Genomic DNA, 22,298 nt, shown 5'->3' on the forward strand with positions numbered 1-22,298 from the left:
CCCGGAGCTTTTAATACTATTTGTAAGATGACTTTTGATTTATTGTGTATGTGCGTGGGTCTGTTGCTGGTTCCATTTGTCTATTTTGCGTTTCCCCGTTTATTCTTTACCAAAAGCATGGAGCGGCCCTGCTGGATTGTCGCAGGACTAATTGCATTTGCCGGTTTGCTTGCTGTACTCCATAATGGTCTTTTTCCCGGCCCTTGTTTTCCGCTGTTCCTGTTCTGTCCCTTATTCGCTCTTTTTGTACTACGTATCGGTTGTTACCTGTTCCGGAAACGGTATCGTCGTAATCCTGTTATCCCGGAAGTGCGGGCAACTTCTTATTACGATGAATGGGACAAGGACCGGGTCTTCCTGTTCCTGTACCTGATGATAATCGTGTTGGGACCGACAAGCATATTCTTTTACATGTATCCCTCTTTTGCCGTTGCGGCACGTTAACTGTAGCTGCAGGCGGTATTTACAGCAACCCTTTCAACCAGGCTGCTATATCCGCCCATTCTTCCTGCACCGTTTCATGTCCTACCGGGTATTCGTGATAGTTCAGTTGTATACCATGTTGTTCGGTCAGCGCTTTTGCCGCACGGGCATAGGATATGGGCAGCACGGCATCAGCTGTGCCATGACCGATAAAGACATGAAGCCGTTGTAACTTAGTGCCGGCAGCCATTACAGGCTTTATCTCCGGCAATACCCGGCCGCTCAGGGCAAGGATGCCTTTTACTTTCTCGGGCCGGCTTAAGGCCAGGCTATAGCTCATAATAGCGCCTTGGCTAAAGCCCAACAGGAATACGCGCTCCGGATCTGCATCATATTTTTCCAGTACCTGGTTGATAAACTGTACCAGGATGATCCGGCTCTTCTCCGCCTCTTCGGCATTGATGACCGGTGTGCCGGCCTCGAAATGTACGTGGAACCAGGCATAAGCGCCGGGCTGTAAGGTAAACGGGGCGCGGGCTGCGATCACCAGGCTTTCTTCCGGCAGGCGGTTGGCGTAAGTAAAAAGGTTGTCTTCATTGCCGCCTACACCATGCAGCAAAATAATAACCGGCGGTTTTCCTTTGCCGGGGCGCAGTGGTTCCCGCAGGCGGTAGTGTAGTAACAGGTGTTCCCCTTTTAAGAAATGGGGCAGGGCAGGATTGGTATGCATCAGGAGTAAGATTAAGATCAGTAAAAAGCGCATGGGTCTTGTGTTTTACCCGACCTGGAAGCAGCGCATGCCGATACCGGCATACTGGTAGCCTTCGTAGGTATAGGTTACGGGTTCGTCTTTGTCTTTAAGGCCCAGGCTGTACAGCATAGGCAGGTAGTGATCGCTGGTCGGTACGGCCAGCCTTGCGGCGGCGCCCAGCCCGGTATAGCGCACCAGGTCATCCACCTGGTTATGGTCTATTTTGTTTTTAACCAGGGCATCAAATTCCAGGGCCCAGTCGTAAGGCTTTGCGTCCATGTCGTGCCAGTCTACCATACCCAGGTTATGTACGATATTGCCACTGCCGATAACCAGTACACCCTTGCTGCGTAAGGCTTTTAGCTCGGTAGCCAGTTGGTAATGGTAGGCTGCAGGCTGGCTGTAGTCGATGCTCATCTGGAATACCGGCACATCCGCTTCGGGATAGAGAAATTTCAATACCGTCCACGCACCGTGATCGAGGCCCATGGCCTGGTCTTCTTGTACGGTAGTGCTTTGTACCTGGCGCACCAGTTCGCGTGCCAGCCCCGGATGTCCAGCCGGTGCATATTGCACCCGGAAGAGCCGGTCGTCGAAGTGGCCAAAATCATAGATCGCCTTTGGCGCAGGGTTAACGGAAACATAAGTGCCGATGGTTTCCCAATGGGCCGAGATCACAAGTATAGCTTCGGGTTTGTCCATCTTTGCGCCCAGGCTGCTGAGGTGTTGTGTGAAGCTGTTGTCCAGTATAGCATTCATCGGGTGCCCATGCCCGATAAAGAGCACCGGCATTTTCTTTGCCCTTACCGGCAGACCGCTGGTGAGTTGATGCAAACCCTGTAATTGCAGCGCCGCGGGGGCGAGGGGCAACATGGCTATCGTTTTTAAAAAGTCTTTGCGTTTCATCGTCGTCAATTTTATTGTTGGCCCAGGCCGACCTGGTTGGCATAAGTCTGGTTGTCCCAGAATAAATGTTCTTCGATCATCACACCATCTTTCCAGATACCGATGGTGGCCATAGGCATTTTAAAGGCTTTGCCGGTAGGCTGGATAAACTTGCCTTCGCCTATAGGCATGGGTTGGGTAAAGGTGCCTTCGAATACACCGGTTACCGCGGTAAAATCGCCGCTGCCGAATTTTATCGGGTGAATCTTAATGCGGGTATCGGGTGCATGTACAAACAGTTTCTTCATGTCTTCGATATGTACTGCCAGTCCTTCGGTCATATGCCCGTCGGGCCAGTATACCTTTATGTTTTTGGCATGGCTTTCGTGGAAACGTTCCCATTGCTGGTTGCTGAATACCGTATAGTCGAGCGTGTCGAAAATGTCGAGGTGCTGTTTGACGCGCGCGTCAGCTGCCGTAAGGGTTTTGAGCTGTTGCCGGAGTGCAGTCACTTCGCGGGTACCGGGTTTCGATTGGGCCTGGCCTATGGTAGCGGTGGTCAACAGGATGCCTGTAGTGAGCATAAGTACGGAAAGAAGGTAACGCATAATAATTGTTTTAGGGAGTGTATTGTTTCGTTTTTACTATGCAAAGATGGGGGTATGCCGGCCCCTTTTCCTTTGATCCAGGATAGGAAAACAACTTGATCCAGGTTAAGCAATGCTGCCCGGAAAGCAGAACGCCGCCCCGGCTAAGGGGCGGCGTTCTGTGTATAAATAAGCGGATGCGTTACGCTACATATGCTTCCGGATACGGCTCAGGCTTTCCGGTGTAATGCCCAGGTAAGAGGCAATATGGATCAGGGCTACACGTTGCGCTATGCCGGGCTGATTGGCCACCAGCTCGCGGTAACGCTCTTCGGCAGGCACGCTCAGCGTCTCGTTGAGCCGCAATTGCAGGGCTACGTAAGCCCGCTCGTACAGCAGGCGGAAATAACGTTCGATCACCGGTATTTCCTGGTACAGACCCTGCAGGTCCTCGTACGAAAGTACCAGTACTTCGCTGTCTTCGAGGGCTTCGATATGCACCTGGCCCGGCTTCCGGGTAATAAAGCTGTACAGGTCGGACACCCAATGATTTTCGAGGGCGATCTGTAATACATGCTCCACGCCCTTTTCGTCGATCGTATACGAACGGAAACTGCCTTTGTTGACGAAGATCAGGATACGGCATACTTCACCTTCCTGTACGATGCTCTTTTTCTTACGTACATGGCGCAGCTTGAAACAGTCCGACAGGCGTTCCTGTTCGGCCGGTGTAAGGCTGATCTTTTCGGTAAAGCGCTCGATAAGGTGGGTATGCATAGCCGGGGCCGCTTAAGCGGTGTATCGGTGTTTATAATTCAATACATACGTTTTTGGGCTCGGTAAAAAAGCGTAAAGCTTCCCAGCCGCCTTCGCGGCCTACGCCGCTGTTTTTGAAACCGCCGAAGGGCGTGCGCAGGTCGCGCAGCAGCCAGCAGTTTACCCATATGATGCCGCTGTGTACCTGGGCTGCCATACGGTGCGCCCGGCTTACGTTTTCGGTCCAGATGGTAGCGGCCAGGCCATAGTCGCTGGCATTGGCCAGTTGCAGGGCTTCGGCTTCGGTAGTAAAGGATTGCAGGCTTACTACCGGTCCGAATATTTCTTCCATATTGGTCCGGCAATCGGGGCCCAGGCCTTCGATAATGGTAGGTTCGATAAAGTAGCCATTGGCACAGCGGCCTTCGGGTTTAAGGGCATTGCCACCCAGCAATACGGTGCCGCCTTCTTCTTTCGCCAGTTCGATACAACCCAGTACTTTTTCGTAGTGTGTTTTACTAACCACAGCGCCTTGCTTGGAAGTCTCTGCGAGCGGATCACCCACAGTCAGTTTTTTTACTTCGGCTACAAACGCTGTTTTAAATTGTTCGTAAATGCTTGCTTCTACCAGGATGCGGCTGCCGCAAAGGCAGATCTGGCCCTGGTTAGCGAAGGAGGACTGTACGGTCGTCTTCAGCATCTTTTCCCAGTTGCAGTCGGCGAAGATGATATTGGGATTTTTACCGCCCAGTTCGAGCGATAATTTTTTGAACATCGGTGCGGCTACTGCGGCAATGTCTTTACCCGCACGGGTACTGCCGGTAAAGGAGATGGCTTTGATCTCGGGGTGGCTTACAATGGATGCGCCGCAATGCGGACCGCCGCCGTGTACGATATTGAGCACACCGTCGGGCAGGCCTGCTTCCCGCGCAATCTCGCACAGCAGGTAGCCGGTCATCGGGGTTACCTCCGAAGGCTTGGCTACTACACAATTGCCGGCAGCCAGCGCAGGGGCTATCTTCCAGGTAAAGAGGTATAAAGGCAGGTTCCAGGGCGAGATACAACCGACTACCCCGATGGGGTTGCGCAGGGTATAGTTGATGGCTTTGCCCTGCATGCTGTGGCTTTCAGAGGCGTAGTGCATCAGGCCGGTGGCAAAAAAGCGGAAGTTGTCGGATGCACGCGGAATGTCCACTCTTTTCGACAGCCATAAAGGTTTGCCGTTATCATTGCTTTCGGCCAGGGCCAGGGCGTCCAGGTTGGCGTCGATCAGTTCGGCTATGCGGTTCAGTATTTTAAAGCGGTAGTCGGGTGTGGAGGTACTCCAGGCCGGGAACGCTTTTTTTGCGGCGTCTACGGCCAGCTGCACATCATCGGCGTCACTATCGGGTGTCTGGCTATATACCTCGCCGGTAGCGGGATTTACGTTATCCATAAACCTGCCGTTTTCGGGGTCGCAGAATTGCCCGTCGATATAATTAAGGATCTGTTTTGGAGCTGCTAAATTCATATTGCAAATATAGCGAAAGAAATAAGCCGGTGAGAACACCGGCCCCGACAATCGGCGCCGTTCGTGGGGGCGCCTGTTGTCTGAAAACTACAACCCTCTTTAATGTCTTTTATAAATTACTGCCGGCAGCCCTGCTCTTTTCGTCTTCAGCCCCGCCACCACGTTTGCGGGCCGGCGCCACCGTGTTTTTTCCAAACCGGTAAATGAGCGATATATTCGCTACCCGGGTCTCGCGTTGCGCTATAAAGTCTTCGCGATAGCCGGTATAGATGGATGTTGCCTTCGGGTAACCGGTAAAAAATATATCCTGGATATTGAATTTTAGTGTCGCCTTCCGGTCCAGGAAGTGTTTCTGGATACCGGCATTCAGCATCCACAAAGGCTGTACATCCATATATCCGTAAATCTGCCTGGCCTGGTAATACAGTTCCAGTTCTATAGAAATATTGCCGGGCAACAGGAAGGTATTATTGGTATTGAGGTCGAAGGTGGGTTTGCCGTTGCGCAAGGGGGTATTGGCAATATTGCCTTCATACAGGCTGTAATACATATTGATGTTCGACACATTGCTCCACCAGCGGGTAAACTGGAAAGTATAAGCGCCGCTGATCCCGACAAAGGTCATCTGCTTCAGGTTCTTGGTGGTTTGTACCGTAACGGAGTCTTCCGTATCGCTGGGTTGGATCACCTCGGTAATCACCCCTTTGTTGATCCCGTAGGTAAAGGTGGTTACCAGTTTCTGGTTAAAGGTATGTGACAGTTCTACGGAGTAAAACGATGCGGGCTGGAGGTAAGGGTATCCTGCGCGGTAGGTCGTTTTATCGATAAAGTATTTGAAGGGATTTAACTGCTGGTAATTGGGCCGTTCTATACGCCGGCTGAAGGTAATGCCCAGGTCTTGTTTCGCATCCAGGTGATATTGCAGGGCCAGGCTCGGGAAGAGCTGGGTATAACTGGTATCGTATTTCTGGCCGGTAGTGACCTGGTGCCAGTTGGCATTGGTGTTTTCCAAACGCAGGCCCAGCTGGCCGCTCCATTTGCTGGCATCCTTGCTCAGGTTGATATACCCGGCATTTATATTTTCCTTGTACAGGAAATGGTTGCTGCGCTTGGTATCCAGCACATAGTCGTTACCCACCATTTCGTAGAACAGGGGTTCGTTATCGGCTTGCGCAAAGCTGCTTTTTACTCCGGCTTCCAGGCGCAGGGCATGGCCAAGCGGGTGTATATAGTCTGCTTTGAGCGACTGGATACGGGTAACGCCGCTGAGTTTGCTTTTGAGGTAATAGTCGGGCTGGTAAGCGCTGCCGTCGGGCGCCGTATAACGTGTTACAAAGTTCTGCCTGTTGTCGGTATTAAAGGCGGCATAGTCGGCATCGATGCTTAATGACCGGCCGCTGCTGTCGAAGTTATGCCGCAGGTTCAGGTTAACGGCATAATTGTAGTATTTGTTGGCGTGCCTGCCTGTAGTCTTAAAGTCGTACAGTAAATGGTTGCCGCCATCTAAAGCCCGGGATGCATTATCGGCTTTGGGACTGAATACGTTACTGCCGAAACTGAATACAGCGCCCAGTGTGGTTGCATCGGAGAGGCTATAATCAATGCCGGTGCTGGCGGTATGGTTATTGAAGTCGAACACGGCATAGTTGTCCTGTTCATAACGGAACAACTGGCCGCCGTCGTTGCTCTTCGCCGTATCCAGGAATTTACGGTCCAGGGTCAGGTGGTTGAACCAGTAGCGGAGCGCGTAGTTGTAGTTGAAGTATACGTTCAGTTTTTTGTTGCGGTAGTTTAAAGTAAGACCAGCGCCATATTTGGGGAACTTTCCTTGCCCGTAATTAATGGTTGCGGTACCATTAATGCCCATGCGCTGGTCTTTTTTCGTTTTGATATTGATAATACCCGCGTTGCCTGCCGCGTCGTAACGGGCGCCGGGATTGGATATCAGTTCTATTTTATCTACCGATCCCGATGGCATGCCGCGTAGAACGGTGCCCAGGTCGGCGCCCTGCATCGGCGTGGGTTTGCCATCGATCCAGATCACCACACCCTGTTTGCCTTTCAGCGATATGTTATCGTTATTATCGACCGTTACACCCGGCGAGTGTTGCAGCACATCCATCACCGAAGAGCCGGAGCTCACGATGCTGTTTTCTACATTGACTACCACCCGGTCTGCTTTCACTTCCAGGAAAGGCTTCTGCGCCTGCACGGTTACTTCTTTAAGGGTACTCTTTTTCTCTGTAAGCACAATGTTGGGCGGGGCCGTGGTGCTGGTCAATACCGGGGAACTATAGCTATCGAAGCCCATGGCCGATGCTTTGAGCATATAAGGACCATCGGGCAGGCTTTCGAAGTTGTAATGCCCGTCTGCATCGGTCAGCGTCGTTTTTTGCAACACCGTATCCTTAAATAACATTACATAAGCGCCCGGCACCGGTTCCAGGGCCGGGTCGGTAACTTTACCGGAAAGTGTATGTTGGGCCTGTGCTCCGGCGCCGGTCCCGGCAAGCACAAGTAATGCGCAAAGTAAAAGGTGTTTCATGGCCCGGGATTTATGCGCTAAAGGTAAGCGCATGCGGCCTTCTAAATAATACCCCCGGGCGGGTGAAATGCAGTCCTGTAGCCTGTTTTGGTATCACCCTAACAGGGGGATTTTTTATAAAGGAATAGGAAAGGGTGAGGCAGGAGCAAAAAAAATCCCGGTCGCAGGGACCGGGATCTATACTTAGAAAGTTCGGTTATAAGCTTATTTCTTTAACCTGGTCGGAGATGACCAGGCGGCCGGCTGTTTTCGATTTAATCTCTTCGATGCTTACGCCTGGTGCATACTCGGTAAGCAGGAAGCCTTCCGGTGTTACTTCAAACACACCCAGGTCGCTTACGATTTTCTTTACGCATTTAAGTCCTGTTATAGGCAGGGTGCATGCAGACAGCAGTTTGGAATTGCCGGCTTTGTCGGTATGCTGCATGGCTACGATAATGTTTTTGGCAGAGGCTACCAGGTCCATAGCGCCGCCCATACCTTTCACCATTTTACCGGGTACTTTCCAGTTGGCGATATCGCCGTTATCGGCTACTTCCATAGCGCCCAGTACCGTCAGGTCTACACGGCCCGCACGGATCATACCGAAGCTGAGGGCGCTGTCGAAATAGCTGCCGCCCTTGCGCAGGGTTACGGTTTGTTTACCGGCATTGATCAGGTCGGCATCCACTTCCGCTTCTGAAGGGAAGGGGCCGATACCCAACATACCATTCTCGCTCTGCAGCTCGATTTCGATGTCTTCGGGCACATAGTTGGCCACAAGGGTAGGGATACCGATACCCAGGTTGACATACATGCCGTCTTTTAATTCCTGTGCAATACGTTGCGCAATCTGGTTTTTATCTAAAGCCATAAATTTTGTTTGTGATTTTATCGTTGAGCGCCGTTATACCGGTAGTCCCGCAAGGGCAGCCTGTAGGTTCGGCGCGGACAAAAATAGGCATTCTTTCCCTGCGGGAATATTTTTCAGCAAAAATTTGCACTCCGCTGCCAATTCGCTATATTGTGTAACTATATTATGTCGATTGCCCGGAATGAATTGCAGCTCCGGAAAGCTCCGGGGTACTGTTGATACAACTCAAAAGAAATTGCATTATGCTAACGATTGGTGTATTAAAAGAACCTGGCTTTGAACCCAGGGTTTCCCTGAATCCTGATATTGCAGCCGCACTGGTAAAGAGTAATATTAAAGTAGTGGCCGAAACCGGCGCCGGGGAGCGCGCCTTCGCCGGAGATCCCGTTTACACCGCTGCAGGCGTAGCTCTTGCCTCCCGGCAGGAAGTGCTGGCACAATCGGATATCCTGCTCTCCATCAACGCGCCCGCTGCCGAAGATTGCCGGCAGATGAAAAAAGGCGCGGTACTGATAGGCGTATACCAGCCTTTATTTAATCAAAAATTAATGCAGGAATGGGCAGTCTCCGGGCTGACCATTTTTAGTTTGGATACCCTGCCCCGTACTACCCGCGCCCAGGCTATGGACGTATTGAGTTCGCAGGCCAATATCGCGGGGTATAAGGCAGTGCTGGTAGCTGCCGCAGCCTATCCCCGCTACTTCCCTATGTTTATGACCGCTGCCGGTAGCATACCGCCTGCCAAGGCCCTGATCCTGGGCGCCGGTGTTGCCGGTCTGCAGGCTATTGCCACGGCGCGCCGGCTGGGCGCAGTGGTCGAGGTATTCGACACCCGGCCTGCCGTTAAAGAAGAAGTAATGAGTCTCGGCGCCAGGTTCGTGGAAGTAGAAGGCGCAGCCGATGCTTCCAAAGCCGGCGGTTATGCGGTAGAGCAGTCGGAGGACTTCCAGCAACGGCAAAAGGCCAAGATCGCCGAACATGTGGCCAAGGCCGATATCGTGATCACCACGGCACAGATACCCGGCCGGCAGGCGCCCGTGCTGATCACTACTGACATGATCGACTCGATGAAGCCCGGTTCTGTAATCGTAGACCTGGCAGCCGTTACAGGCGGCAATACCAGTCTTACCCGTAACAACGAAACCGTAGTACATAAAGGAATCAGCATTATCGGCAACTCGTCGCTGGCGGCAACCCTGCCGGCCGATGCCAGTAAGTTGTACGGTAAAAACGTACATAACTTCCTGAAAATATTGCTGGATAAGGAGAGTAACCTGGTGCTCAATTTCGGGGACGACCTCGTAAAAGGCGCTTGTATCGTGCATGGCGGCGAGGTGGTCAACGAGCGGGTCGCTCAACTCCTGGCTGCGCCGGCGCAAGGCTAAGCCTTTTTTCATTATTGTTTTTAACGCATAATCTTTCTGTTGATATGGACCAGTTCATGGATTTTTTTGCTTTGCATTATGATAAGATCACGATCGTTATCCTCTCTGTATTTTTAGGGATCGAGATTATAGGCAGGGTACCTTCCGTATTGCATACCCCGCTCATGAGCGGGGCCAACGCCATACATGGCGTAGTGGTTATCGGCGCCATCATCATTATGGGACAGGCGGAGCCCGACAACTATATGGCCCTGGTGCTGGGCTTCCTGGCCGTGGTATTGGGTACGCTTAACGTGGTGGGCGGTTTCGTGGTTACCGACCGCATGCTGGAGATGTTCCGTAAAAAGAAGGCCCCGCCCAAACCCTAGCGGGTACTGTGTTTCCGCTATTGTCCCCTATCTATCTTCTTCAATCCCTTAAAGGCTGATAACAGTTTATGAACTTCGTTTTATTGCTCTCTTACCTTATCGGTTCCGTTACTTTTATTGTGGGATTAAAAATGTTATCCCACCCCGACAAAGCCCGCAATGGCAATCTTATCGCCGCTGTGGGTATGCTGATCGCTATCGTGGCCACCATCTTCCTGTACCACGATGAGTCGGGTGCAAGACTGCATAACTATGGCTGGATTTTTTCCGGTCTCATTATCGGTACCGTGATCGGTACGGCTACCGCTAAAAAGGTAAAGATGACGGCCATGCCCGAAATGGTAAGCCTGTTCAATGGTATGGGCGGAGCCTGTGCCATGCTGATCTCTATCGTGGAGTTCAACCACCTGTATGGTAAGTACAGCAGTGTATTTGCCAACGGTACAGAATGGCAGCAGGGTAAAGGTTCGCTGGTTATTATCCTGCTGGGCCTTATTATCGGCAGTGTTTCTTTTGCAGGCAGTATCATTGCCTGGGGCAAACTGAATGGCAGTATAAAAGATAAACGTATCCCTGCCGGACAGGCGCTCAATTTTATATTGCTGGGTGGTATCGTGGTGCTTTCCGTTTTGTTGTTTACCGGGAGCCCGGCAATGGCCCCCCTGTTTTTCTATGCGGTGCTGCTGCTCTCTTTACTATACGGTATCCTGTTCGTGATGCCGATCGGCGGGGCCGATATGCCCGTGGTTATTTCGCTGCTCAACTCCTTTACGGGTGTAGCCGCGGCCTGTGGCGGCTTCCTGTATAATAACCCCGTAATGCTTACCGGTGGCATCCTGGTGGGTTCGGCCGGTACGATACTGACGATCCTGATGTGTAAAGCCATGAACCGATCGCTCAAAAATGTACTGATCGGCGCTATAGGGGCGGCCAGCGGCAACGCCGGTGCGGGTAATGGTAAGGAGCAGGGCAATTATAAAGAGATCAGCGTTAACGACTCTGCGGTATTGATGGCCTATGCCCGTAAAGTATTTATCATACCCGGTTATGGTTTGGCTGTAGCCCAGGCCCAGCACGCCTGTCATGAACTGGAAAAACTTTTGGAAGAAAAAGGTGTGGAGGTAAAATATGGTATACACCCTGTAGCAGGCCGTATGCCGGGTCATATGAATGTACTGCTGGCAGAGGCTGATGTGCCTTACGAAAAACTATTGGAGATGGAAGAAGCCAACAGCGAATTTCCTACCACCAATGTGGTACTGATACTCGGCGCCAACGATGTGGTGAACCCCGCTGCCAAAGAAGATCCTGCAAGCCCGATTTATGGTATGCCTATACTCGAAGTGGAGCAGGCCGAACATATTATCGTAAACAAACGCAGTATGAAACCGGGTTATGCCGGTATCGAAAACGACCTGTTCTTCAAGCCCAAGACCTCCATGCTTTTCGGCGATGCCAAAAAGGTATTGCAGGAGCTGGTTGCTGAACTGAAAAGCCTGTAACGTTGTCTTATCACGCCGGTCATAATTTAATAATGTTTTGCCTACGGTGAAGTCATAAACAGTGTCGATTTTTAGCGATACATCCGGGTTATCTGGACCCGGTGTTGCTCTAAATCGCCCGCCATGAAACGTGTTTATGCACTTTGTCTCTTCCTCTGCCTGGCTGCCGCTGTGCAGGCGCAACCCGGCGAATCCCGCCTGCCGCAAACCCTCTTGCATCCCGTAGCCGATGCTTATATCCCTGTATCCGTATACCCGCTGCCCGACTGGGGGCGGGCGCTTGCTGCGGAGCAGCAGGGCATTTCCGTACCCTTCCGTGCCGGCTTACCGGTAAGTACCGATATCCGTTTCCCGGCTTCGGGCGCCTGGACGGTATTGCCCGGCGGCCGCCAGGTATGGCAGGCCAGGGTGCAGATCGCCGGCGCGCCGGCTATAGGTTTTTATTACGACCAGTTCGCATTGCCGGAAGGCGCGGCCCTGTTTGTAAAGAACAAAAACGGGCGGCAGTTACTCGGGGCCTATACCAGCCGCAACAATACGCCGGAGGGGCTTTTCGCCCACGAAGCCCTGCAGGGTGATGAGGTTACCCTGGAGCTTGATCTCGAAGCCGGTGTCCCGGAATCGGCAGTACGCCTGCATATCAACCAGGTGCTGGTTTACTTCCGCGCTTACGAATACCTGAATCGTTATGAGATTGCCGATGCATCGCGGCCTACCGATGCCGATAACCTGCACCTGGAAGGCGGCGCTTCTCTTTGTCATATTAATGCAGTATGTCCTTTGGGTATGCATTATCCCTTTGCACGCAAAGCCACGGTGCAAACGGTGTATCCCAACGGTAACCTCTGCAGTGCTACCCTGGTCAATAATACCGGTAATAGTACCACAGCCTGTAAACCTTACCTGCTTACCGCTACGCACTGCGAAGAGACGAACAGCACGGCCAACACGGCTTTCGCGCAAATGCTGATCCGGTTTAATTTTGAAAAGCAGCAATGTACCAGCGGTCCGCCTGCCGAGGTAAACACCTTAACCGGCGCTTATTTCAGGGCACGATCCAATTATATCGAGGTTACACCGCCATCGATCAATGGCGATTTCCTGTTGCTGGAGCTGAAGGATAAAATACCCGCGGCCTGGGATGCATACCTCTCAGGCTGGAACCGGGACGAGACCCTGCCGGCGACGCTTACTTATCCCAAACGTTATATCGGGTTTCATCACCCGGCAGGCGATGCCAAGAAGATTGTAACCAGCACCGGTATCAGTCCGGAAGGCGATGCTGGTGGCTCTATGGGACCGGGCACCCACTGGCAGATGTACCCGATCGACTCGGGAGGCATCGAAGGCGGATCGTCGGGCAGCGGCCTGTTTGATGGCGAAGGCCGCCTGGTAGGTATTGCCTCCGTGGCCGGCGGGCCCAGTGCCGCCTGTACCGCTACGGGTCAACCCGGTCGCAGCGCTAGTTTTTATACCTATGTACAATACAGCAAACTGAACCTGGACTGGGATTATAGCCAGGACGGCGCAGATGCCTTCCGCAAGCTGAAACCCTGGCTGGACCCGCAGGGTACCGGTACGCTTACCCTCGATGCCGTAAAGTCGGATTGCAGCATGGCCGGCAGCAGCATTGTCGTGCAGGACGGCGGGCTTCCCGGCGATGCGATCGCTGTGGGCCCTAACCCGCTGACACAGGCGCAACTTGAAATTTATGTCCGCCTTGCAGAGCCGGCAAGTTTACAGGTCGACCTCTTCGACGTACGTGGCATACCCTGTCGCAGTTATGTTACAGGCAGGATACAGCAGGGCAGATTTTCGCTCGATATGTCGGGCCTGGCCAACGGGATGTACCTGGTACGGTTTAACAACGGCAAGGGTACCTGTACCAAAAAAATTATGCTTTCCCGTTAAATAATGCAACTAGACCCGGAGCTATGTCCCCGGCTGTAAGCGTGAACAGCTGTGCTGTGTAGTGTCAGGTCTATTTTTTAATTTCATATAGGATAATTTTCCGGAGTATGTGAGTTTCTTTTTGATTTTAACACTAATTAACAAACAAGGTCCCAGGATTCCTTTGCTGCGTCGGTACTTTCGCAAAAAAAATTATGAAGAAGATAGGATTATCGCTTGTCCTCCTGGTAGCTTGTGCTGCCGGCGCTCAGGCGCAGATCGGTAAAGGTGGCGTCCCGGAAAGTGTGCAGCTGCGTAACGATCAACAATATGTACCGGTACATACTGCGGTATTACCCGACTGGGCAAGTTTCCTGCAGAAAGAGAAGGCAGCTATTGCCGCAGGCACCCCCAAACCCCTGACGCTCTCGCTCAGCACGCCTACAGATATCAGTTTCCCTGCTTCCGGTTCGATCACCACGCTGGACAACGGCCGCAGGATCTGGCGCAGCCAGCTCCGCATCGACCAGGCGCCGGCTATCGGTTGTTACTACGACCGTTTTCATTTACCGCAAGGCGTTAAATATTATATCTCCAATGGCAACGGCGCCCAGATTCTCGGCGCTTTTACCAGCGAGAACAATACCCCCAGCGGCCACTTTGCCAATGAAGCGGTACAGGGCAACCTGGTAAACCTGGAACTGGATATCGATGCCGGTGTAGACCTTAAGGATATCGATTTCCATATCTACCGTTCTGCCGTTTACTTCAGGAGTTATGAATACCTGAATGCCTACGAAGGCATGCATACCATCGACTTTATCGATACGGCATTGGACGGTTCCGCATCGGTTTGTACGATCAATGCGATTTGCCCTCCGGGATCGGCTTACAGCAACCAGCGTAAAGCAACCGTACAGATACTCGATCCCTTTGGCGGCGCCTGCAGTGCAACCATGATCAATAATACCGGCAATAGCCCGGCCAGTTGTAAACAATACCTGCTTACAGCCAGCCACTGCCAGGGCGAAAACGATACGGTTTCTTCGGCCTTCGACGAAATGATCGTTCGTTTTAACTTTGAACGGGCGCAATGTACCGGTGGCGGTATACCCGAGTCCAGGTCTATGGTGGGACTTAACTTTGTATCGCGCTCCATCTTCGACGAAGATGCGATCAGGGGCGATTTCTTACTGCTGGAAATGAGGCAGACCATACCCCTTGCCTGGAACGTAACCCTCAATGGCTGGAACCGCGATGCTAACCATGCACTGACTGTGGCAGCACCTAAAAAGTTTATCGGCTTTCACCATCCTTCCGGCGACGTTAAGAAAGTAACGACTTCGCAAAGCATCACCGGCAGCGTTATGCTGTGGACGACGGTAATCGATACCGGTTACGGCGCCAGGGGCTCCTCGGGTAGCGGCTTTTTCGATGGCGACGGTAACCTGATCGGTATCGCTTCTACAGCGGCCATCCTGAACGATATGCCTTGCGGTGTGAATGCCCATAATCAGCAGGTCGATTACTTCCGCCGGGTCAATTACAGCAAACTGGCCTTCGACTGGGATTACTCGGTAGATGGCCCTAACCCGAAAAGAAAGCTGAAACCCTGGCTGGATCCGGCTAATACCGGTGTGGTAACACTTAATGGTGTTAAGTCCAACTGTACGGCCCTCGAAGGAAGCGGTACGGCTATCCGCAATGATGCCACACAATTGTCTGACGCCATCAGCGTATATCCTAACCCGAGCACCAATGGTAAAGTGACCGCGCAGATCAACCTGAAAGAGGCTACCGACCTGAGCGCCGATATCTACGCCATTACGGGTAAAAAGCAACAGCACATTAACCTGGGCAAAGTAAGGTCCGGTGTGTTTACATTCGACCTGGGCAATTATGCCAATGGTATGTACCTGATCAACTTCTCCGACGGCGCTGCAACCGCAACCCGGAAAGTAATGCTGGCGCGTTAACCTGTAACAGGCTTCTTTATCTCCATATTAAAAAAGGGCTGTCCGCTATACGGACAGCCCTTTTTGCTGTTTTACCAGCAGGTATTATTTCAGATGTTTGCTAAAAAAGCCCAGCATCGTTTTATACAATTCGATCCTGTTTTCTTCGTGCGAGAAGCCATGGCCTTCGTTGTATTTAACCATATACGGCACATCCAGTCCTTTGGCACGCAACCCGGATACCACCTGGTCCGACTCGTCGATGTTTACCCTGGGGTCGTTGGCGCCTTGTACCACGAATAAAGGTCTTTTGATCTTGTCGATATTCAGTGCAGGCGATACCGCGGTCATGATCTTTTTATCTTCTTCGCTTTCGGGGTTATACCATTGCTCGTATACCTGGCCCAGGTAAGGTTTCCAGTAGGGCGGGAACGATTTGAAGAAGGTATAGAGGTTGGATACGCCCACATAATCTACGCCGCAGGTATAGAGGTCCGGGGTCTTAACCAGGCTGCCCAGTGTAGCCAGGCCGCCATAGCTACCGCCGTAGATCGCAATCTTATCAGCGTCGATAAAGTCCATTTTCTTCACGAAGGCTACGCCGTCTTCCAGGTCGTTCAGCATGTTGCGGCCGATCTGTTTATTGCCTGCCAGCAGGAAGCTTTTACCATAACCGCCGGAACCCCGGTAGTTGATCTGCAGGGTAGCATAACCGCGGCTTGCAAAGAGCTGGCTCTCGGGGTTAAAGCCCCAGGAGTCTCTCGGGCCATAAGGGCCGCCGTGCGGGTTAACGATCAGCGGCACCTTTTTATTTTTGGCGGCGCCTTTCGGAATCGTAAGGTAACCATAGATTTCCAGGCCATCCCTGGACGTAAAGCGGATGGGGCGCATCTCGGCCATATCCTGCTCTTTCAGCTTGGGCATCAGGTCCAGCATCAGTTTTACACTGTTGGCCGTTACATCGTACAGGTAATACTTGCCATACAGTTTGTCGCTGCCTACATACACCAGCATTTTATCCTCGTTGTCGGTTATGTCGACAATGTTATAGTCATAACCTTTAAATTCTTTTTCGAAGAGGGCATGCCATTTCTTAAAGGTTTTGCTTACCGGTTCTATATGCGATTTTTCGCCTTCATACTGGTAGTAATCCACTTCATAACCCCTTTTGCGCGAGGTGCTCAATCCGCCTACATCGAAGGTCTTATTGCTATAGATCTTCCTGATGGTTTTCTTATTCTTCAGGTCGTACAGGATAATCTCGTTGGTGTTGCTTTCGAGATTGCTGCTGATATAGGCATCGTGCGGGTCTGCGGTTGTATAGTCGAAATCGAGCAGGTTGAAATTATCTTTCCACGATGTTTTGACCACTTCTTCAAACGGTGCATTTTCTGAGGTGCGGTAGTAGAGCACATAGTCCGTGCCGTTCTGTTGTTTGCGGTATCCCCTCAGGTTGCCGTCTTTATCAAAAATGTAACCGGATATGGGCGATTCCAGGTCTTTATTTTCGTAAAGCTTGGTCAGTGCGCCGGTGTTCACATTAATCTTATAGGGTTCGAAGATCTGTTTGTTGTCCTTGTTCATGGAAATGATCATGAAGTCCGGTTGTTCTTTCAGCTCTTCGAGCACGTTTACTTTTACATTATCAAAAGGCGTGAGGGCCAGGTCGTTCTTGCCGTCCAGGTCTACGGCAAACAACTGGAAGTTTTCGTTACCGCCTTTGTCCTTTACGTACATCAGGCGTTTGTTATTGATCCAGCCGTATTCGCGTACAAGTTCCGCGCCTTCTTCGATCACTTTTTTTACTTCGCCGGTTTTTGTGTTTTTTACATACACGTGCCGTTTGCCTTTATCATCTTTTTCACGATAAGAAAAATAATTGCCATCGGGCGAAAATTTAAAACCCGATTGTTTGGGCCGGGAAAAATAATCTTCTACGGTATAGGCAAAGTTGCCGGCTCCTGATTGTGCGATCGCCTGCAGCACTTCCTTACTGGATGGCAGTGCCGTATTGCCGGGCAGCTTATCGCCTTCCTGGGCATAACCCGGCTCGGATGCAGCAAGGATGCAAACCGGGATCACTAGTTTTTTGAAAAGGTTCATGGGTTGTGTTTTTTGAAATTTGAAAAGAGGGAAACACCGGGCAGCTGTTCCCGGGCCGGACAAAGTAAACCCTATTCTGTTTTGCATTTATCCCCCGGTTGAAGGGATAATGAGACTGTTTTCAGGTAGTTGCCACCCGGAGCAGGCTGATGGGAAAGGCTGGATATTTTTATTGTTTATAATGTGTCGGAGGCGCGGGATGGGGCGGTCAACAAATTGCAAACAATGTTGTTATAACCACATGGCTTTCCTGATCCGTCTTTCGCTGCTGCTGTTATTCACCGCTTCTGTCGCCCGGGGACAGCAAAAACAGCAGGTACTTATTACCGCCGAAGATTCGGTGCGCAACCTGATTGAGGCTTTGCCCGAGGTAAAAGAAAAAGATCATGTATATGACTCGCTGACCAACAGGATGCAAAACATTATTATCAGGATTACCCCGCCCGATACCGCGTTGCCTTATTATCACGTAGAGGCCGGTTACCAGGGCAATTCCCGCTTTCAACCCCATTTTTATTTCTACGTGGATTTGCCGAATAATATAATTTATATCGAGGACCTGGACAAGGGCGACCGTACCACGATCGACCAGTGGCGGGAGCGCAGAAAAGCCAAAACCGGGCAGAAATAAGGTTCCGTGGAGGTCCCGGCTTTTATACACATCATGTGCAAATCTACTTTCCGTTTTTTACTTTTTTGAGGCCATCTTTGTATTCGGCTTTTGGTTCGGCTGCCGCGCGGAAATGTTCATTTCCTTAACCGCGGCTCAAGAAGGGATCCCGGAGTACATCCGGTTTCGTCCCCGCAGCTGAAATAGCAAAATATTTACATCAGTAACATTGCTGGAGGCGTATGCCACTGGTCGCTAGCCGGCCGGGACGGAAATGGATTGTATGCTGTAAACCGGAAAGCTACCTTAAAGTTTTTTAAATAGATTTTTAATCCCCGGTTACCGGGGGAAAAGCATGCGGCCCCGTTCTGTTTCGAACGCATACAGAACGGTATTGTCGACCGCGTTACTTTGACCCCGGCGCCTTTATCATATATCATTAAAATAATTGCCCATGCAAGACGAACCTATACTCAGGGAAAATAAGGATCGCTTTGTCATCTTCCCGATAAAGCATAACGACATCTGGCAGTTCTACAAGAAAGCCGAAGCCAGCTTCTGGACCGCAGAGGAAGTGGACCTTTCTCCGGATATCAGCGATTGGCAGAATAAGCTGAACGCAGACGAACGTTATTTTATTTCCCATGTCCTCGCTTTTTTCGCAGCAAGCGACGGTATCGTAAACGAAAACCTGGCCATCAACTTCCTGCAGGAAGTACAGTACCCCGAGGCCCGTTGTTTTTACGGTTTCCAGATCATGATCGAGAACATCCACTCCGAGATGTACTCCCTGCTGATCGATACCTATATCAAGGACAGTGTAGAAAAAGACCGCCTGTTGCGCGCCGTGGATACCATCCCCTGTGTGCAGAAAAAAGCAGAGTGGGCTTTACGTTGGATCGGGCAGGGCACTTTTGCCGAACGACTGATCGCTTTCGCAGCGGTAGAGGGCATCTTCTTCTCCGGTAGCTTCTGTTCCATCTTCTGGCTGAAAAAACGCGGTCTCATGACCGGTCTTACCTTCTCCAACGAGCTCATCAGCCGCGACGAAGGCCTGCATTGCGATTTCGCCTGCCTGTTGTACCAGCAGCATATCCAGAATCCCTTGCCGGAAGCCCAGGTTAAGGAGATCATTGCCCATGCGGTGGAGATCGAAAAAGAATTTGTGAGCGAGGCCCTGCCGGTACGCCTTATCGGTATGAACGCCGACCTGATGTGCCAGTATATCGAGTTCGTGGCCGATCGCCTGTTGCTGGCATTGGGTTGCAGCAAGATCTGGAATGCGACCAATCCTTTCGACTTCATGGAGCTGATCTCGCTGCAGGGTAAAACCAACTTCTTCGAAAGAAGGGTAGGCGAATACCAGAAAAGCGGCGTAGCCAACCAGGACAAATCGGCTAACAACTTCTCGCTGGAAGAAGACTTCTAATCCACCAACTCCTTTTGCATTTTAAATAATAACCCTGCTAAATATATATTGTTATGTTCGTTATAAAAAGAAGCGGCAAGCCCGAGGCCGTACACTTCGACAAAATTACCTCCCGGATCATGAAACTGAGCTACGGCCTGAAGGTGGATCCGGATGATATTATCGAGATCGCGAAAAAAGTGATCCAGGGTATCTACAACAACGTAACGACTACCGAACTGGATAACCTGGCTGCGGAAACTTCGGCTTCCTTTACCACCGTGCACCCCGACTTTGCCGTGCTGGCCGCCCGTATCGCCGTAAGTAACCTGCATAAAAATACCGACAAATTATTCTCTGCCGTTGCAGAAAAATTATACAATTATATCGATCCCAAAACCGGTGAAAATGCCCCCCTGTACTCCGATGAGGTTTATGCGATCGTAAAGGAAAACGCAGATAAGATCGACTCGGCCCTGATCTATGAGCGCGACTATCATTTCGACTACTTCGGGTTCAAAACCCTGGAGCGCTCTTACCTGCTGCGTACCGAAGGCCGCATTGCAGAAAGGCCGCAGCATATGTTTATGCGCGTAGCCATCGGTATCCACAAAAACGATATCGACGCTGCGATCGAAACCTATAACCTGATGAGCGAAAAATGGTTCGTACATGCTACGCCTACCTTGTTCAATGCAGGTACCCCCAAACCCCAGATGTCGTCCTGCTTCCTGCTGAGCATGAAAGAAGACAGCATCGACGGTATCTTCGAAACCCTGAAACGCTGCGCCATGATCTCCCAGTCTGCGGGCGGTATCGGGTTAAACATCCACAATATCCGTGCTACAGGCAGCTATATCAAAGGTACCAATGGCGTAAGCAATGGTATCATCCCGATGCTGCGTGTATTCAACGATACAGCCCGTTATGTAGACCAGGGCGGCGGTAAGCGTAAAGGCGCTTTTGCCATCTACCTGGAAACATGGCATGCCGACCTGGAAGACTTCCTGGACCTGCGTAAAAACCATGGTAAAGAAGAAATGAGGGCCCGCGACCTTTTCCCTGCACTGTGGGTTTCCGACCTGTTTATGAAGCGTGTGGAAGAAAACGGCCAGTGGTCCCTGTTCTGCCCGCACGAAGCCAAAGGCCTGGAAGAGCTGTACGGTGCGGCTTTTGAAGAAGCTTATATCCAGTACGAAAAAGAAGGCAGGGCCCGCAAAACCATGCAGGCGCGCGAACTCTGGAACTCCATCCTGGAAGCCCAGATCGAAACCGGTACCCCGTATATCCTGTATAAAGATTCGGCTAACCAGAAATCTAACCAGAAGAACCTCGGTACGATCAAGTGCTCTAACCTCTGCACCGAGATCATCGAGTACACCGCTCCCGACGAAGTAGCCGTATGTAACCTGGCTTCCATTTCACTGCCCCGTTTCATCGATGGTAATAAATTTGACTTCGATAAATTATACGAGATCTCTAAAATCGTTACTCGTAACCTGAACAAGGTGATCGATGGTAACTACTACCCGCTGCCTGAAGCCGAAAATTCCAATATGCGTCACCGCCCCGTGGGTATTGGCGTACAGGGTCTGGCCGATGCCTTTATGCTGCTGCGCCTGCCTTTCGATAGTGAAGAAGCTGCCCTGCTGAACCGCGATATCTTCGAAACCATTTACTTCGGTGCGATGACGGCCTCTATGGAGCTCGCTAAAGTGGATGGCGCTTACGAAACGTTTAAAGGTTCTCCCTTGTCTGAAGGCCAGTTCCAGTTCGACCTCTGGAATGTAACACCGACCGACCGCTGGGATTGGGCCAGCCTGCGCAAACAGGTAATGGAGCATGGTGTACGTAACTCCCTGCTGCTGGCACCGATGCCAACTGCATCTACTTCGCAGATCCTGGGTAATAACGAGTGCTTCGAACCTTACACCAGCAATGTATACAACCGTCGCGTACTGTCCGGCGAGTTTGTAGTGGTGAACAAACACCTGCTCAACGACCTGGTTGGTCTGGGCCTCTGGAACGATGCCATGAAAAACAGGCTGATCGCAGAGAACGGTTCCGTACAGAACATCGCTGAAATTCCACAGGACCTGAAAGATATTTACAAAACCGTTTGGGAGATCAAACAGCGTACCATCATCGATATGGCAGCCGACCGCGGCGCTTATATCTGCCAGTCGCAGTCCCTGAATCTCTTCGTGGATCAGCCCAATTTTGCCAAACTGACTTCTATGCACTTCCACGCATGGAGGAAAGGCCTCAAAACCGGTATGTACTACCTGCGTACCAAAGCCGCTGCCGACGCTATCAAATTTACCGTTGACGTTGCTGCCCTTAACCGTCCGCAGGTGGAAGCGCAGCAACAGGCCGATATCGCCTGCTCGCTCGACAACCGGGACGAGTGCCTGGCTTGCGGCAGCTAATCCCGATAGGATACTGAATAAAAAAAGTTCCGGCGCTGGCGCCGGAACTTTTTTGTAAAGCAGAAAACAGATGTGTGGTATCAACCTTTTACCGCGCGTAAAATGCCCAGCAGCACAACGGCGCCGATCACGGCCAGGCCGAAGCTGCGCAGGTCGAAACCGGTAACTTTACCCCAGCCCAGCTGTGTGCCGATATAACCGCCCACAACACTGCCCAATACACCCAGGATGACCGTAATAACACAGCCCTGGGGTTCTTTGCCGGGAAGGATCATTTTGGCCAGCGCACCGGCGATAAGTCCGAAAATAATCCAGGAGAGTATGCCCATAAGTATAAG

General features: G+C 51.4%; 18 protein-coding genes. 9 read left to right on the plus strand and 9 right to left on the minus strand.

Translation table 11 applies throughout. The features are described 5' to 3' along the window. Positions 1-27 precede the first annotated feature (27 nt). Positions 28-444 carry a hypothetical protein gene (locus B0I18_RS05910; protein WP_146146664.1) on the plus strand — a complete coding sequence of 139 codons (417 nt, stop codon included), beginning with the start codon at positions 28-30 and terminating at the stop codon, positions 442-444. 19 nt (positions 445-463) lie between these two features. Here B0I18_RS05910 and B0I18_RS05915 read toward each other — a convergent pair whose 3' ends face one another. The 7 genes from B0I18_RS05915 to B0I18_RS05945 form a co-directional block, all read right to left on the minus strand. After that, a complete protein-coding gene (locus B0I18_RS05915) occupies positions 464-1,186 on the minus strand; it encodes an alpha/beta hydrolase (protein WP_106521708.1) in 723 nt (240 codons plus the stop codon). A 12-nt stretch (positions 1,187-1,198) separates the two neighbouring features. Then, the gene (gene ygiD / locus B0I18_RS05920; protein WP_106521709.1) at positions 1,199-2,080 is read right to left on the minus strand and encodes a 4,5-DOPA-extradiol-dioxygenase; all 882 of its coding nucleotides are present in this window, start codon (positions 2,078-2,080) and stop codon (positions 1,199-1,201) included. 11 nt (positions 2,081-2,091) lie between these two features. Next, the gene (locus B0I18_RS05925; RefSeq protein WP_219905909.1) at positions 2,092-2,667 is read right to left on the minus strand and encodes an ester cyclase; all 576 of its coding nucleotides are present in this window, start codon (positions 2,665-2,667) and stop codon (positions 2,092-2,094) included. A gap of 186 nt (positions 2,668-2,853) precedes the next feature. Beyond that, on the minus strand, positions 2,854-3,423 hold the full coding sequence (locus tag B0I18_RS05930) for a Crp/Fnr family transcriptional regulator (protein WP_106521710.1): 570 nt from the start codon (positions 3,421-3,423) through the stop codon (positions 2,854-2,856). Positions 3,424-3,454: 31 nt separating this feature from the next. After that, positions 3,455-4,912 (minus strand): aldehyde dehydrogenase, encoded by a 1,458-nt coding sequence (locus B0I18_RS05935; RefSeq protein ID WP_106521711.1) that lies wholly within the window; start codon positions 4,910-4,912, stop codon positions 3,455-3,457. A 109-nt stretch (positions 4,913-5,021) separates the two neighbouring features. Next, positions 5,022-7,457, minus strand: a complete 2,436-nt coding sequence (locus tag B0I18_RS05940) for an outer membrane beta-barrel family protein (RefSeq protein WP_181358349.1) — start codon at positions 7,455-7,457, stop codon at positions 5,022-5,024. Between the two features lie 196 nt (positions 7,458-7,653). Then, positions 7,654-8,310, minus strand: a complete 657-nt coding sequence (locus B0I18_RS05945; protein WP_106521713.1) for a CoA transferase subunit B — start codon at positions 8,308-8,310, stop codon at positions 7,654-7,656. Positions 8,311-8,552: 242 nt separating this feature from the next. Here B0I18_RS05945 and B0I18_RS05950 point away from each other — a divergent pair, with 242 nt between their 5' ends. The 5 genes from B0I18_RS05950 to B0I18_RS05970 all read left to right on the plus strand — a co-directional run bounded on the left by B0I18_RS05950 (position 8,553) and on the right by B0I18_RS05970 (position 15,431). Then, positions 8,553-9,695 carry a Re/Si-specific NAD(P)(+) transhydrogenase subunit alpha gene (locus tag B0I18_RS05950; RefSeq protein WP_106521714.1) on the plus strand — a complete coding sequence of 381 codons (1,143 nt, stop codon included), beginning with the start codon at positions 8,553-8,555 and terminating at the stop codon, positions 9,693-9,695. Positions 9,696-9,739: 44 nt separating this feature from the next. Beyond that, positions 9,740-10,063: an NAD(P) transhydrogenase subunit alpha part 2 gene (locus tag B0I18_RS05955; RefSeq protein ID WP_106521715.1), complete on the plus strand. Its 324-nt coding sequence runs from the start codon at positions 9,740-9,742 to the stop codon at positions 10,061-10,063. A gap of 68 nt (positions 10,064-10,131) precedes the next feature. Then, entirely contained in the window at positions 10,132-11,565 is a 1,434-nt protein-coding gene (locus tag B0I18_RS05960) for an NAD(P)(+) transhydrogenase (Re/Si-specific) subunit beta (RefSeq protein ID WP_106521716.1), read from the plus strand. A 123-nt stretch (positions 11,566-11,688) separates the two neighbouring features. Next, positions 11,689-13,476 (plus strand): T9SS type A sorting domain-containing protein, encoded by a 1,788-nt coding sequence (locus B0I18_RS05965; RefSeq protein WP_106521717.1) that lies wholly within the window; start codon positions 11,689-11,691, stop codon positions 13,474-13,476. Positions 13,477-13,670: 194 nt separating this feature from the next. Next, complete coding sequence (locus B0I18_RS05970; RefSeq protein ID WP_106521718.1) at positions 13,671-15,431, plus strand: T9SS type A sorting domain-containing protein; 1,761 nt, start codon at positions 13,671-13,673, stop codon at positions 15,429-15,431. Between the two features lie 84 nt (positions 15,432-15,515). Here B0I18_RS05970 and B0I18_RS05975 read toward each other — a convergent pair whose 3' ends face one another. Continuing rightward, positions 15,516-17,513, minus strand: coding sequence for a S9 family peptidase (locus B0I18_RS05975; protein WP_219905910.1), 1,998 nt, complete (start codon positions 17,511-17,513; stop codon positions 15,516-15,518). A gap of 241 nt (positions 17,514-17,754) precedes the next feature. Here B0I18_RS05975 and B0I18_RS05980 point away from each other — a divergent pair, with 241 nt between their 5' ends. The 3 genes from B0I18_RS05980 to B0I18_RS05990 all read left to right on the plus strand — a co-directional run bounded on the left by B0I18_RS05980 (position 17,755) and on the right by B0I18_RS05990 (position 21,960). Beyond that, positions 17,755-18,144: a hypothetical protein gene (locus tag B0I18_RS05980; protein ID WP_106521720.1), complete on the plus strand. Its 390-nt coding sequence runs from the start codon at positions 17,755-17,757 to the stop codon at positions 18,142-18,144. 433 nt (positions 18,145-18,577) lie between these two features. Next, complete coding sequence (locus B0I18_RS05985) at positions 18,578-19,552, plus strand: ribonucleoside-diphosphate reductase small subunit (RefSeq protein ID WP_106521721.1); 975 nt, start codon at positions 18,578-18,580, stop codon at positions 19,550-19,552. 53 nt (positions 19,553-19,605) lie between these two features. After that, positions 19,606-21,960 carry a ribonucleoside-diphosphate reductase subunit alpha gene (locus B0I18_RS05990; RefSeq protein ID WP_106521722.1) on the plus strand — a complete coding sequence of 785 codons (2,355 nt, stop codon included), beginning with the start codon at positions 19,606-19,608 and terminating at the stop codon, positions 21,958-21,960. 80 nt (positions 21,961-22,040) lie between these two features. Here B0I18_RS05990 and B0I18_RS05995 read toward each other — a convergent pair whose 3' ends face one another. Continuing rightward, complete coding sequence (locus B0I18_RS05995; protein WP_106521723.1) at positions 22,041-22,289, minus strand: GlsB/YeaQ/YmgE family stress response membrane protein; 249 nt, start codon at positions 22,287-22,289, stop codon at positions 22,041-22,043. Positions 22,290-22,298 lie beyond the last annotated feature (9 nt).

This window comes from Taibaiella chishuiensis (genome assembly GCF_003014535.1).
Classification (GTDB): domain Bacteria; phylum Bacteroidota; class Bacteroidia; order Chitinophagales; family Chitinophagaceae; genus Taibaiella; species Taibaiella chishuiensis.

What these genes read in the sequence shown, in the direction of transcription:
- B0I18_RS05995 (WP_106521723.1), bottom strand. Translation starts at nt 22,289, where the DNA reads ATGGGCATACTCTCCTGGATTATTTTCGGACTTATCGCCGGTGCGCTG.
- B0I18_RS05970 (WP_106521718.1), top strand. Translation starts at nt 13,671, where the DNA reads ATGAAGAAGATAGGATTATCGCTTGTCCTCCTGGTAGCTTGTGCTGCC.
- B0I18_RS05960 (WP_106521716.1), top strand. Translation starts at nt 10,132, where the DNA reads ATGAACTTCGTTTTATTGCTCTCTTACCTTATCGGTTCCGTTACTTTT.
- B0I18_RS05990 (WP_106521722.1), top strand. Translation starts at nt 19,606, where the DNA reads ATGTTCGTTATAAAAAGAAGCGGCAAGCCCGAGGCCGTACACTTCGAC.
- B0I18_RS05980 (WP_106521720.1), top strand. Translation starts at nt 17,755, where the DNA reads ATGGCTTTCCTGATCCGTCTTTCGCTGCTGCTGTTATTCACCGCTTCT.
- B0I18_RS05965 (WP_106521717.1), top strand. Translation starts at nt 11,689, where the DNA reads ATGAAACGTGTTTATGCACTTTGTCTCTTCCTCTGCCTGGCTGCCGCT.
- B0I18_RS05935 (WP_106521711.1), bottom strand. Translation starts at nt 4,912, where the DNA reads ATGAATTTAGCAGCTCCAAAACAGATCCTTAATTATATCGACGGGCAA.
- B0I18_RS05915 (WP_106521708.1), bottom strand. Translation starts at nt 1,186, where the DNA reads ATGCGCTTTTTACTGATCTTAATCTTACTCCTGATGCATACCAATCCT.
- B0I18_RS05950 (WP_106521714.1), top strand. Translation starts at nt 8,553, where the DNA reads ATGCTAACGATTGGTGTATTAAAAGAACCTGGCTTTGAACCCAGGGTT.
- B0I18_RS05910 (WP_146146664.1), top strand. Translation starts at nt 28, where the DNA reads ATGACTTTTGATTTATTGTGTATGTGCGTGGGTCTGTTGCTGGTTCCA.
- B0I18_RS05955 (WP_106521715.1), top strand. Translation starts at nt 9,740, where the DNA reads ATGGACCAGTTCATGGATTTTTTTGCTTTGCATTATGATAAGATCACG.
- B0I18_RS05930 (WP_106521710.1), bottom strand. Translation starts at nt 3,423, where the DNA reads ATGCATACCCACCTTATCGAGCGCTTTACCGAAAAGATCAGCCTTACA.
- B0I18_RS05940 (WP_181358349.1), bottom strand. Translation starts at nt 7,457, where the DNA reads ATGAAACACCTTTTACTTTGCGCATTACTTGTGCTTGCCGGGACCGGC.
- B0I18_RS05945 (WP_106521713.1), bottom strand. Translation starts at nt 8,310, where the DNA reads ATGGCTTTAGATAAAAACCAGATTGCGCAACGTATTGCACAGGAATTA.
- ygiD (WP_106521709.1), bottom strand. Translation starts at nt 2,080, where the DNA reads ATGAAACGCAAAGACTTTTTAAAAACGATAGCCATGTTGCCCCTCGCC.
- B0I18_RS05975 (WP_219905910.1), bottom strand. Translation starts at nt 17,513, where the DNA reads ATGAACCTTTTCAAAAAACTAGTGATCCCGGTTTGCATCCTTGCTGCA.
- B0I18_RS05985 (WP_106521721.1), top strand. Translation starts at nt 18,578, where the DNA reads ATGCAAGACGAACCTATACTCAGGGAAAATAAGGATCGCTTTGTCATC.
- B0I18_RS05925 (WP_219905909.1), bottom strand. Translation starts at nt 2,667, where the DNA reads ATGCGTTACCTTCTTTCCGTACTTATGCTCACTACAGGCATCCTGTTG.